We start from the raw sequence: 12,217 nt of genomic DNA, 5'->3' as shown, positions 1-12,217 counted from the left end.
CGCCGGTGTTGGGTGCCACTGGAGGATGGCGCTCGTTCACCAACAAAACAATCATAAAAAAATCACCCGGAGCACCGTATGTTTAAGCGAGCAATCCCCACCGCACTGTTGTTGGCCACCGGTTCCCTGTGCGCCCAGGCAGCCGACTCTGCCGGCCACGGTTTTCTCGAGGACAGCAAGGCTAGCCTGTCGATGCGCACCTTGTATTTCAACAGCGATAACCGCGACGGCGCGGCCGAGCCCTCGAAAACCGAAGAGGCCGCGCAAGGGTTTGTGCTGCGTTACGAGTCAGGGTTTACCCAAGGCACGGTCGGGTTCGGGGTCGATGCGCAGGCGTTGCTTGGGATTACGCTGGACAGCGGCACAGGACGTCACAACGGCAGCGGCATGATCCCCACCGATGGCGACGGCGCGGTGGACGCCTGGAGCAGCTTCGGCCCGACCGCGAAGATGCGTATTTCAAAGACCGAGTTTCGCTACGGCACACTGCTGCCGAAACTGCCGATCCTGATTGCCAACGATGCGCGTGTCTTGCCGCAGTCGTTCACTGGCGCCCAGGTCACGTCGACCGATATCGATGGCCTGATGCTGACCAGTGGCGTGCTCGAACACGCGGTCGGCCGTGCCTCGACTGATCGCACAGGGCTGTCGGTGGCCGGCAGCACCCAGGACAGCAACAAGTTCTATTTCGCGGGCGGCGACTACAACGTCACCAAGGACCTGAAGGCGCAGTACTACTTTGCGCAGTTGGAAGACTTCTATAACCAGAACTTCTTTGGCTTGACGCACATCCTGCCCATTGATGGCAAAAGCTCCTTCACCACCGACCTGCGCTACTTCCATACCACGTCGACCGGTGCCAACAGCACCGCGGCAGGTCGCGCACAAGGTTATCGCGTGTCGGGTTACACCGAAGACAACAACGGTGAAATCGATAACAACACTTGGGTGGCGATGATCACTTATGCCAACAGTGGTCACGCGGTGTCACTGGGGCATCAGCGGGTGGGTGACGGCAGCAACTTTGTTCAGCCCAACCAGGGCAGCCTGGTGGATAAAGGGGCGGGCGGCGGTAGTGTCTATCTGCCGACGGACCGGATGATTCAGAACTTTGCCCGTGCTGGGGAGCAGACTGATTTTGGTCAGTACAGTTATGACTTTGCGCCGCTGGGGGTGCCGGGTTTGAAGGCGACCATTGCTTATCTGAAGGGCACGGATATCAAGGCGCGCAATGCCAGTGATCAGTCGGAGTGGGAGCGGGATATGACGCTTGATTATGTGCTGCAATCGGGGTCGCTCAAGGGGCTTGGTTTTAGTGTGCGCAATGGTAAGTCGAATACTGATGCTGGGCGGAATGTTGAGCAGAACCGCTTTATCGTCAACTACACGCTTTCGTTGCTGTAAGCGTGGTGGGCGGCGGTTTGGGGGCATATCCGTTTTTTCGGTAATGGCTGGTATTGGTTCCGCCCTGACGGCGGGTTACTTGGAAGAGCGCCAAGTAACCAAGCGCTTTCGCCCCTGACGTACGGTGCCTCGCTGTGGCTCGGCATTCCCTCACTCCGGTCCTGCTCCGTGGGCCCGCCGCCATCGGCCATCCATGGCCGGGGGCGGCTAACCCGGCATCCCTGCCGGGTTGCCCACTGCGCAGAACCTGCGTTCGGCCTTCCGATGGGGCAGGTCAAGATCAAAAGCCAGATCAACAGCCAGATCAAGTGCGCAAGCGTGCTCGGTGCTGACGCGAGACTGTGCTAATCCGCGAACCTGTGGGAGCGAGCTTGCTCGCGATGGCGGCAGTACATTCAACATCATCGGCGACTGGTCCGGCCCCATCGCGAGCAAGCTCGCTCCCACTTTAGGCTCAGCATTTGCTCAAGGCGTTGACGCCTCTGTCCAGTCCAGCGTTGCCGATGCGCGCCATTTCACGTCGGTGAGGCCGTACCGTTCAGCTTGGGGTTTGGACACGACCTTGAGGGGTGGTTTTCCGGGTTTCGGGATGGGCGCCAATCCGGCATCACAGCTTGCCCAGTGCCATGCGTGCGCGTTGCTCATTTCTTTCGCCCGGATGATGAAAGACTTCGGCTCCCCGTGGAGCTTGTATTCGATGATGAAAAGGTCAGTGCGGTTCATGAGGCGCTCCTTATGCTCATAGACAAAGGAGTGAGTGCGTCAAAAAAAATTCAAAGTGTTTAACTGGCGTGCCCAGGCTTTTGAATTCGTTGTTTTTTTCGCAATCGCTTCGGCCAATCGCTTGAAGCGTTTCGCGGCTGTACCTCATGTCAATCCTTGTGAACCAATGCCGTTGCCGGTTGATCCATTCAAAAACAACGCCGGGATTGCGATGAACAGCCACCTGAACTTCGGCATCGAAGAAGAATATTTCATCACCGACCTGAACACCCGGCGTATGGCCGCCAAGCCTCCCGTCGCTGCGATCCAGGCGTGTGAGGCTGCGCTGGGCAGTTGTTTTGCCTATGAGATGTTCCAGGGCCAGATCGAAGTCGCTTCGCCCATTTTTACCGGCGTTGCCGAAGCGGCGCATTACCTCGCTGCGGCCCGTCACACGTTGCGAAAAAACCTGGAGGAATACGGCCTGGGACTGATCAGTGTCGGCAGCCACCCTTTGGCGGATTGGCGTGTGCAGCAGGCCACCGGGCAACCGCACTTTCTTCAACTGTTTGAAGACTTCCAGCGCGTGGCCAGGCGTAGCCTGTTATCTGGTCTGCACGTGCATGTCGAAGTGCCGTCGCACCTGGACCGTATTCAGGTGATGAACGAAGTCTTGCCGTGGATGCCGTTGTTGTTGGCGTTGAGCAGTTCTTCACCGTTCTGGGACGGTGCCGACAGCGGCTTCATGAGTTACCGGCAAACAGCCTGTGACGAGTGGCCGAGGATGGGCATTCCCGAGTTCTTTGAAGATCAGCGAGCCTATGACGCTTACATCGGATTGCTGATCCAGACTGGCACCATCAAGCAGGCGGGCGAATGCTGGTGGTCAGTAAGACCGGCTGCGAAATATCCGACGTTGGAGATGCGCATCACGGACGCCTGTCCACGCCTGGACGATGTGTTGTGCATCGCGTCTTTCTTTCGATTGCTGGTGGCCTATGCCATTGAGCAACCGTGCCCCGGGTCGACCTATTCGCCCGTGTCGCGATGGGTTCTCAGCGAAAACCGGTGGCGGGCCAAACGGTTTGGAGCCCACGCAGCCTTCATCATCGAAGGCTATGACCGACCGTTCTCCGCCGAGCAGTGGCTGTCCATGGCGCAGCAGGTGTTGGGCGATGCGGCGCGTAATATGGGCGTGGAGAATGTGTTTGCTCAGGCGCGCCGGATCCTGCGCAGGGGCACCAGTGCGGATCGGCAGCGCAGCGTCTACGAACGCGCCTTGCACAGTGGGCAGGATGTCCAGGCGGCGCTGTCGCAGGTCGTGGATCAGTTGCTGATGGAGACGTCGCAAGCGCCGCACATTTGCAATGACGTGCAAAGCGTCGCCTGTGAGTCGTGAGAGTAAAGGGTGAGCCAGTTGAGCGACGGGATTGTGGCTGTGCGGCCCCAATCCCGGCTGTTTTACGGATGGTTGCGCGGCAATGGTGGGGTGCGCGGCGGGATCATTCGCAGGTTGCCCATCGACTCGAACGCCGAGGCAAAGCGCAGCAGCGTCGAATCGTCATAGGCCCGACCGGCAAACGTCAGCCCGACCGGCATGCCGATGTCCGGCATTACGCCCATCGGCACCGTGACCGTGGGCACGCCCAGATGGCGGATGGCGAGGTTGCCGTTGGCGACCCACACGCCGTTGCTCCAGGCGATATCGGCAGACTGCGGATCAACATCGGCATTCGCCGGCCCGACATCAGCCACCGTCGGGAACAGCACCGCATCGAGCTTCAACCGATCCATCCAGTCTTCAAGGTCGATGCGCCGCGTTTCTTCAAGTCCGCGAAGTCCGTCCGGCACTGTGCTGATCTGGTCCCACGGGGTGATACCGCGCTGGGCCATCTTCACGTATTCGTCCATGCCCGCCGCCAGGTCGTCTTCGCGGTTGGGCAACGTGCCCGGGTCGTGCGGGAATATCAGCGGCCCGTCGACATCGGCCAAACGGTTGAGTTTGGGATCGCCGTTGGCCCGCAGAAAATCATCGAACGCCCAGGCCGACAGGTCCCACAACTCATGATGCAGAAACTCTTTGGACACCAGGCCGCGGGTGAACACGGTCGGCGCGCCGGGGCGATCGCCCTCGCAGTTGGAAACCAGCGGGAAATCGACTTCGACCACTTCGGCGCCCGCGGCTTCGAGGGCCTTGCGCGCTTGCTCCCACAGGCCGATCACGCTTTGGCGGGTGTGGATTTTCTGCCCGGTTGGGCCGCCGATGCCAGGCGATTCGCTGGTGCCCGCATCCGGATCCTTGTTGATGTACATGCGCGGGACGCCGAAGCGCTTGCCGGCGAGTGCAGCAGAGTTCGCGGCCAGTTCGGCATAGGAAGCGGGGCGCACGGAGGCGACACTCGGGATCGGCACCCAGGGTTGCATCCGCCACAGATCGCCACGGGTGTCGGGGTCATCCGCCACCACCACGTCGAGCACTTCCAGCAGGTCGGCCATGGTTCGGGCGTACGGCACGACCACGTCCATCGTCGGGGTCAGCGGCCAGTTGCCGCGCACCGAGATCACCCCGCGCGACGGCGTGTAGGCGCACAGGCCGTTGTTCGATGCCGGACCGCGTCCACTCGACCAAGTCTCTTCGGCCAGGCCGAATGCGGCGAAGCTGGCGGCGGTCGCGGTGCCGGCACCGTTCGATGAGCCTGACGCAAACGGGGCCGTCAGATAGTCGGCGTTGTACGGGCTCTCGGCGCGGCCGTAGACCCCGCGTTGCATGCCGCCATTGGCCATCGGCGGCATATTGGTCTTGCCCAGGCAAATCGCCCCGGCGGCACGCAGACGTTCAATGGTGAACGCATCGCGGTAGGCAATCAGGTCTTTGAACGCAGGACTTCCGGAGGCGGCAGTGAGCCCCTTCACCAGATAACTGTCCTTGGCTGTATAGGGAATGCCGTCCAGCGGGCCGAGCGTCTTGCCTTTGGCTCGACGGTCATCGCTGGCTTGGGCTTCCTTGAGTGCGTCGGGGTTTCGAACCACCACCGCGTTGAGTGCGGTGGGCGTTTGGGCGGTGTCGTAGGCGTCGATTCTGGCGAGATAGGCCTGGACCAGTTCAACCGCCGTGGTCCGGCCGGATTCGAGCGCCGCGCGCAGTTCGGCAATGGAAACCTCGGTGACCTCGATCATGCTGTCACCACCGCTGGCTGAAGGGCGTTGTGGTCGATGTTGGCCTCGCGCCGGGTCTTGGGGGCGAGGGCATCGCTTATCTCAAAATGGGTGTTCATATCAGTTCTCGTTGCACTGCATTACGCGACAGGGTCTGGGCTTAAACCTGAGCGCTCTATTTAGCACCAAGGCGGGCGCGGAGGGAATCGGTGTGATCATTTGGTGCGCAGGGAAGCCGTCAGTCAGCGATTCTCAAACCAGGGACGTGTGGCGACTATTCTCATTCGGGCGAAAATCATCCTCAAGGAGTTGGTATTCACATGAAGAAGGGCGCAATGGTCGGAGAAGGGGACGATTCTGCCTCTCGGTTGATAGACGCAAGAATCAGCGAGTTGAATGACTGGCGGGGCGAGACGCTGGCTCGGGTCCGCTCGCTTATCCACCAGGCCGACCCTGATGTCGTTGAGGAATGGAAGTGGCGGGGCGTTCCGGTGTGGTCCCATGCCGGGATTCTCTGCACCGGCGAGACCTACAAGCAGGTTGTGAAAATGACCTTCGCCAAGGGCGCTTCGCTTGAAGACCCTGCGGGTTTGTTCAATTCAAGCCTTGAAGGGAATACCCGGCGGGCCATTGATATCCATGAAGGTGACCCGGTTGATGAGGGGGCGTTGAAAGCGTTGATTTTGGCTGCTGTTGCGCTCAATACCTCTCGTACCAGACCGCTCAAGTAAGCGCACTGTGGGGTTGGGTACATATCCGTTTCTGCGGTAACGGCGGCTATTGGTTCCGCCCTGACGGCGGGTTACTTGGAAGAGCGCCAAGTAACCAAGCGCTTGCGCCCCTGACGTCCGGTGCCTCGCCTAGGCTCGGCATTCCCTCACTCCGGTCCTGCTCCGTGGGCCCGCCGCCATCGGCCATCCATGGCCGGGGGCGGCTAACCCGGCATCCATGCCGGGTTGCCCACTGCGCAGAACCTGCGTTCGGCCTTCCGACGGGGCAGATCAAGATCAAAATCAAAAGCGCAAGGCGAGCTAACGCTCGGCCTGATGAGTGGTGAGGAGCAACAGCGGTGCGCCGATCTGCTTTATGTGGGAGTGAGCCTGCTCGCGATGCTGTTGCTGTTGATCGTTCCCACGCTCCGCGTGGGAATGCATCCCGTGACGCTCCGCGTCACCATCGCGCAAGACTCAAGCCCTGTGTCGACAGCGGGACGCAGAGCGTCCCCGGCGGCATTCCCACGCGGAGCATGGGAACGATCAGGACGCGCAAGCGTTGAGCAAACAGGTCGGCCCGCAGGCCGCCTCGCTTTGGCTTTTGCGGTGCACGCCCCCTCGTGAGGCCGAGTGGAGGTTCTGCGCAGTGGGCACCGCGGCAAGGATGCCGCGGTAGCCGCCCCCGGCCATGGATGGCCGATGGCGGCGGGCCCACGGAGCAGGACCGGAGCGAGGGCATACCGAGCCTTAGCGAGGCACCGAACGTCAGGGGCAAAAGCGCTTGGTTACTTGGCGCTTCTCCAAGTGACCCGCCGTCAGGGCGGAACCAATAGCCGCCGTTACCGCAGAACCGGATATGTACCCAAACCCCAAAACACCCCAAACATTACGATTCCCCCAGGCTTTTCCGTTTCAGGAAGTCAAGAAATCGCGGCAGTCAATGGCGTTCAGTAACGCCAGCATTTCGAGACACCCGATTCCTTCCCGCCCGTTTCGCCTGATAGAGCTGCTGATCCGCCCGATTGATCAGCGCTGTAGCGTTGCTATCGGATGCTTCGGCAAGGCCAATGCCGATACTGACCGTGACCTGACCGACCGAGACAAAGGTAGCGGCGGCGATCGCGGCGCGGATTTTTTCTGCGACGATATCCGGACTCTCGGGCTCCTCGACTTCGGGCAACAGAACCGCAAATTCCTCGCCACCGTAGCGGGCCACGAAATCCGTGGCGCGGGTGTTGTCCTGAATCAGGCGGGCCAGTTGGTGCAGCACTTCATCGCCGATGGCATGACCATGGGTGTCGTTGATTTGCTTGAAGTGGTCGGCGTCGATGAACAGCAGCGCGAACGGGCGTCCGGTGCGTTGATACAGCAGGCTGGACTCGACCAGTTTCTCGTCGAACCGCCGCCGGTTGTAAACGCCCGTCAGCGCGTCATGAGTGGCCAGTTTCAACAAGTCGGCATTGGCCTGGGTGAGGGCGGCGGTGCGTTGGGCGACGGTGGCTTCCAGCGAGGCATTGGCCTCCTGCAACTCGCGCTCCTTGCCGAGCAAGGACTGAGTCATGCCCTGAAGGGACTGGCCAAGCTGGGCAATTTCCAGCACTGAATGTTCCCGGGGGAACGTCGCGCCGGGCTGTTGGTTCTGGACTTGTTGAGCCGACTTGGCCAGCAGCTCTATCGGCCGGCTGAGGTACAGCGCCAGGTAATACGCCACCAGCGCAAACACGATGGCGGCGATGACGCCCAGCAACAGCAACTTGTAAAACAGGACGCGTGCCGGCTCAAGCGCGATGTCCAGCGGCTGTCGAACAGCGATGTACCACGCAAGGTTCGTACTCGAGGATGTCGGCACCGCGACAATGCTGGTCAGGTAGCCATTGCCCACTGACCAGCCCGGCGTATCGGGATGGGTTCCCTGAGGCGGCGGCATGTTGGTCAGTTGTTGCCCCATGAGGGGTTCCGGGTACAGCACTTTACCGTCGTGGTCGACAATCAGTGCTTCTACTTCAGGCGTCGTACCCTTGTGCAATACGGCCGCGTCGACAATGCGCGTCACCCAGCTCCAATGGGCATGCGCTCCCAGCACGCCGATCACTTGGCCATTGGCATTGCGTATCGGTGCGGCGAAATCGATGAAGCGCAGCGGCTCGCCATTGCTGGAGCCCGGCAACAGTTTTGCCAGCAAGACCGCCTCGTGAGGATCGCCGGTATAGGCACCGCGCAACCCGGCCTGAAACCAGGGGCGTTCTTTTACCGATTGATTGACCAGAAGATTGTTCACGGCCTGGTGCACACGCCCGTCGGCGTCCGCCACGCCCATCCACGCGTATTCGGCGCGGGACTGCGAACGCAGCTCCATCGACGACAGGATGTCTGGATCGTCGAGGTCGCCACGCCGAAACAGCGGGGCGCGACTGAGCAGGGACACTTCGAGCTGACGTTCACCCAATTGCGCGCCCAACAGCTCGGCCGCAGACCGGGCGGTGCTCAACAACGCATTGCCGCTTGCCTGCTTCATCTGCTCGGTGGCGATGTGGCCGACATAGAAACCCACGCTCAGCAGCGTAAGCAGCGACAAACCGGCAAACCAAAGTGTCAGGTGGCTACGCAGACTGGCTTTGATCATGGGGGCCCATCTGTAATTTTTTAGAGTCGCGCATGGTATGCGCAATGGAGGGGTCGCGGCCAGTGGCGGCGCTTTCATGGCCCCGGGCGTATCGGACAATTCCTGTGGGAGCGAGCCTGCTCGCGATAGCGGTGGGTCAACCACAGCCAATCCTGAAGCCTATCGAAAAGTTGGGGTGAACCTCCAACAGGGGCCTGAGAAAAAAAGTTCACTGCCTATATATCCAGAGCGACTGATTGGACTGTACGGCACTTAAAAAAAGGCTAAAAAACTGTCAACTCTGACAGTAGTCATGGGGCGTATGCGAAGCGATAACTATCCCTGTACCGAAGCCAGCAAAGAGCTGAGCGGGTGTCCACGAATGGCAGCTAATCAATTCGGAGCAAAAAAAATGCAAGGAACAGTGAAGTGGTTTGATGGTGAAAAAGGTTTTGGCTTCCTCACTCCCGATGATGGTGGCGAAGATGCATTTGTTCGTTTTTCAGATATACGATTGCCCCCTTTTGAGACACTCAATGAGGACCAGAAGGTTGAATTTGAAGTTGTGTTAGTCCAAGGTCGGCGGCTGGCTAAAAATGTTGTTCCTTTGTAAATGCCTATGGCGTGCCTTCATGAAACACCTTTATGGCAAGGGAACTTGTCGGAACGCCGTACCGTCCCGCTGAGCCGCGAAGCGGCCCCATAAAAGGGACCGCTGCACAGCAGACCGCCTCTACGCCGGCGTATCGATCTTATCCAACACCCGGTTCGCCGTGATCTCCGCGACCATGATGCTGTTGGAAATCCCCAGCAGGGCATAACGCGATTCACCCTCCAGATGATCCACCAACTGATGGACCATCACATCGACCGAGGCCAACGTCTCGACCAGATACACCGCCAAAGTTTCAGCCGTGGCCTCAGGGTCAACGGAAAACAGGGTGCTGCGGGTTCGCGGTGCGGCTTTGATGTCGGCGTTCGACGGGAAGTGGTAGTCGAGCGCTCGCTCGGCGGCCTCGTGGAATTTCTTTGAATCGGGTTCGTACGGGGAGGCCGGATCGGTGTCCGGTGGGTTCGGCGTTACTTTGAACATAGGTGCTTCCCTTTTGTAGTAGGGCTGCGACCATCTCGCGACTAAACGAGGGGAGGCAGCCGTGCGCAAGTTAGTCGACCGGCAAGGAAAGGCAAAAATCCGGCGCGTCCGAAGACGCCATGCGCACAGCTGCCATAAAGTACAGGTGAATACCTGCCTGACGTTGCTCGTGCGACCGCATTACCTTAGCCGGGCGACTAAACCCGATCACTGATGAGCAGTGACGGGAATCAAGTTACCGAGCAGCCCCCAGGCGCACAAGCCGGCGGATTCTGGCGTAGCCGTAGGCAACGGCGCAAGGTTTTGTAGCTTTCAGGACGTAACCTTGAGCGCGCTTAAACAGACACCTTCCGGCGATGTTTAAACCTTAATGAAATCCGAGCAAATTCCTGACTCTCGCCGTACCAAATCAACCCCCCCAACCGCGTTTTTAAGCCTCCGTCCCTGGATCATCTGTGCCGCCACTGAAAAATCAGAACGAAGCGCTTATGCTGGAGGCTTTTCAATCATCTGGTTTTCGGTGGGGGCAGGGATGGAACATCGGTGTGAAGTAGCGGTTCTCGGCATGGGCGCGATGGGCGCCGCCACGCTGTATCAACTGGCGAAAGCCGGCGTCAATGTGATCGGCGTCGACCGCCACCATCCTCCCCACGATCAAGGTTCAAGTCACGGCGACACGCGCATCACCCGGCTTTCGGTCGGGGAGGGCGCCGCCTATCTGCCCATCGTTCGCAATTCCCACCGAATCTGGCGCGAGCTCGAAGCGCTGTCCGGCGAGTCGCTGTTCGAACAGTGTGGCGTGCTGGTCATGACCTCGGGCCCTGACTACAACGCTGACGATGCCAGCGACTTCACCCACCGCACTCTGCACTTGGCGCAAACCCACGGCATCGAACACGAGCGGTTGTCGGCCGAGCAGATTCGCCAGCGCTTCCCGCAGTTTTCACCGGTGCTGGACACAGCGGTCGGCTACTTCGAACCGAGTGGCGGCTATGTCCGGCCCGAGCGCTGCATTGCGGTGCAGCTGCAGCTCGCCGAAGCACTCGGCGCGACACTGCTCAAGGGGGAAACCGTCACGCAGATCCGCTCGGACGAGCAGGGCGTCACAGTCACGACCGATCAGCGCACGATCATTGCCGACAAGGTGGTGATCAGCGCGGGCATGTGGTCCCAGGGTTTGCTCGGCGCACCCTTCGACCGTTTGCTGCGGGTGTGTCGTCAGACGCTGTTCTGGTTTGAGCTGGAAGAAACAGCGCAATTCGCGCCGGTCTCGCCGACGTTCATCCGCCATCAAGGGGCAGACGATGATGCGAGCTATGGCTTTCCACCGTTGCCGGGCGAGAACAGCCTGAAGGTCGCGACCGAGCAATACAGCGAAGAATCGTCGCCCGACACCCTGGACAGAACCGTCAGCGCCGCCGAAGCGCGGGAGATGTTCGACACCCACGTGCGCGGCAAGATCGCCGGTGTCAGCTCGCGGGTTGCCAAGTCGGCGGTGTGTGCCTACACCGTGACGCCGGACAGCCACTTCATCATCGACGAGCATCCTTCACTGAAAAATACCCTGGTGGTGTCCGCCTGTTCCGGGCATGGCTTCAAACATTCCGCTGCACTGGGGGAGGCGTTGGCGCAGTGGTGTGTGCGGGGTAGCAGCGACCTGGACTTGTCGGCGTTTTCGTTGCAGCGCTTTGACGGCGTTACTGCGTGACTGCGGTGCACAGCCGTTCAATTTGCGCCTGCTCCCAGGTGCTGAGCAAGCTCACCAGGTCGGTGCCGTAACGTTGCCAGCTATCGGGCTCACCCATGCGACCGTCCGGGCTTTGGCAGCGCAGGCAGTGACGCAGGCGATTGCCCTCGAAACCGAGGTTCAGGCGCCAGCCTTCGAGGTCGACGTGCACATGGCCAGGCTCGGGCTGTTCGTCGAGGCGCTTAAGCGGCCGGACTTCCAGCGCGGCATCGCGCAATAGCTGGTAAACCTCGCGGGCGGTCAGGGGTGGCACAGGTGTCTCCGGTGAAATTTCGGGGTGCACAGGATAAACGATCATGGTGAAATCGCCGCAAAGCTTGTGCCGTGAACACCCTCTGATCCGGAACCCTATATGAAGAAAGCCGCGTTACTCACCTTCGCCCTGGTGCTCAATGCTGGAGCGTTCAGTGCGCAAGCACACGCGGCCGGCGACGCTGAAGCCGGCGCGAAATTGTTCCCGCGCCTGTGCGGCGGCTGCCATCAGGTCGGCGAATCGGCGCGAGGTTCATTCGGGCCGCAGCTCAACGGCATTTTTGGCCGTCATTCGGGCAGCACCCCGGATTACCAATACTCCGAGGCCATGAAATCGGCCGGCATCGTCTGGACCCGCGAAACCCTGACTGCCTACCTTGAAGCGCCAAAATCCGTCGTGCCTGGCACCCGCATGATTTTCTGGGGGCTCAGCGATCCGGAAAAAGTCGACAATCTGTTGGCGTATCTTCAGACGTTTCAGCCGCAGTAGAGCCTTCTGTCGCAAACCGCCACGTAGAAAACGAGATCGCTCATAGTTCTCCCTCCGC

Annotated in this window: 11 protein-coding genes; 6 read left to right on the top strand and 5 right to left on the bottom strand. The window is 60.3% G+C overall.

Annotated features, from left to right (window positions below):
* Positions 1-78 precede the first annotated feature (78 nt).
* Positions 79-1,404, top strand: a complete 1,326-nt coding sequence (locus HNR03_RS24265; RefSeq protein ID WP_259156266.1) for an OprD family porin — start codon at positions 79-81, stop codon at positions 1,402-1,404.
* Positions 1,405-1,869: 465 nt separating this feature from the next.
* On the opposite strand, the gene HNR03_RS24260 is transcribed toward HNR03_RS24265, so the two are convergent.
* Complete coding sequence (locus tag HNR03_RS24260) at positions 1,870-2,127, bottom strand: DUF6555 family protein (protein WP_259156265.1); 258 nt, start codon at positions 2,125-2,127, stop codon at positions 1,870-1,872.
* Between the two features lie 211 nt (positions 2,128-2,338).
* Here HNR03_RS24260 and HNR03_RS24255 point away from each other — a divergent pair, with 211 nt between their 5' ends.
* Entirely contained in the window at positions 2,339-3,505 is a 1,167-nt protein-coding gene (locus HNR03_RS24255) for a carboxylate-amine ligase (RefSeq protein WP_259156588.1), read from the top strand.
* 62 nt (positions 3,506-3,567) lie between these two features.
* Here the strand turns inward: HNR03_RS24255 and HNR03_RS24250 are convergent, their stop codons facing one another.
* Complete coding sequence (locus HNR03_RS24250; RefSeq protein ID WP_259156264.1) at positions 3,568-5,283, bottom strand: amidase; 1,716 nt, start codon at positions 5,281-5,283, stop codon at positions 3,568-3,570.
* Between the two features lie 299 nt (positions 5,284-5,582).
* On the opposite strand from HNR03_RS24250, the gene HNR03_RS24245 reads away from it, so the two are divergent.
* Positions 5,583-5,993 carry a DUF1801 domain-containing protein gene (locus tag HNR03_RS24245; protein ID WP_259156263.1) on the top strand — a complete coding sequence of 137 codons (411 nt, stop codon included), beginning with the start codon at positions 5,583-5,585 and terminating at the stop codon, positions 5,991-5,993.
* A 919-nt stretch (positions 5,994-6,912) separates the two neighbouring features.
* Here HNR03_RS24245 and HNR03_RS24240 read toward each other — a convergent pair.
* The gene (locus tag HNR03_RS24240) at positions 6,913-8,598 is read right to left on the bottom strand and encodes a diguanylate cyclase (RefSeq protein ID WP_259156262.1); all 1,686 of its coding nucleotides are present in this window, start codon (positions 8,596-8,598) and stop codon (positions 6,913-6,915) included.
* 361 nt (positions 8,599-8,959) lie between these two features.
* Between HNR03_RS24240 and HNR03_RS24235 the strand changes: the two genes are divergently transcribed.
* Positions 8,960-9,190: a cold-shock protein gene (locus HNR03_RS24235; protein ID WP_310504655.1), complete on the top strand. Its 231-nt coding sequence runs from the start codon at positions 8,960-8,962 to the stop codon at positions 9,188-9,190.
* Between the two features lie 120 nt (positions 9,191-9,310).
* Here the strand turns inward: HNR03_RS24235 and HNR03_RS24230 are convergent, their stop codons facing one another.
* Positions 9,311-9,670: a DUF6124 family protein gene (locus HNR03_RS24230; RefSeq protein WP_259156261.1), complete on the bottom strand. Its 360-nt coding sequence runs from the start codon at positions 9,668-9,670 to the stop codon at positions 9,311-9,313.
* Between the two features lie 532 nt (positions 9,671-10,202).
* Here HNR03_RS24230 and solA point away from each other — a divergent pair.
* Positions 10,203-11,378, top strand: a complete 1,176-nt coding sequence (gene solA / locus HNR03_RS24225) for an N-methyl-L-tryptophan oxidase (RefSeq protein WP_259156260.1) — start codon at positions 10,203-10,205, stop codon at positions 11,376-11,378.
* Here the strand turns inward: solA and HNR03_RS24220 are convergent.
* Complete coding sequence (locus tag HNR03_RS24220; RefSeq protein WP_259156259.1) at positions 11,368-11,670, bottom strand: hypothetical protein; 303 nt, start codon at positions 11,668-11,670, stop codon at positions 11,368-11,370. The two genes, solA and HNR03_RS24220, sit on opposite strands and share 11 nt — an antisense overlap.
* Positions 11,671-11,769: 99 nt before the next feature.
* On the opposite strand from HNR03_RS24220, the gene HNR03_RS24215 reads away from it, so the two are divergent.
* Positions 11,770-12,159, top strand: coding sequence for a cytochrome c family protein (locus HNR03_RS24215; RefSeq protein ID WP_259156258.1), 390 nt, complete (start codon positions 11,770-11,772; stop codon positions 12,157-12,159).
* Positions 12,160-12,217 lie beyond the last annotated feature (58 nt).

The organism is Pseudomonas sp. JAI111 (assembly GCF_024809425.1).
Lineage (GTDB): Bacteria > Pseudomonadota > Gammaproteobacteria > Pseudomonadales > Pseudomonadaceae > Aquipseudomonas.
This window is presented reverse-complemented; position numbering and strand designations above follow the sequence as displayed.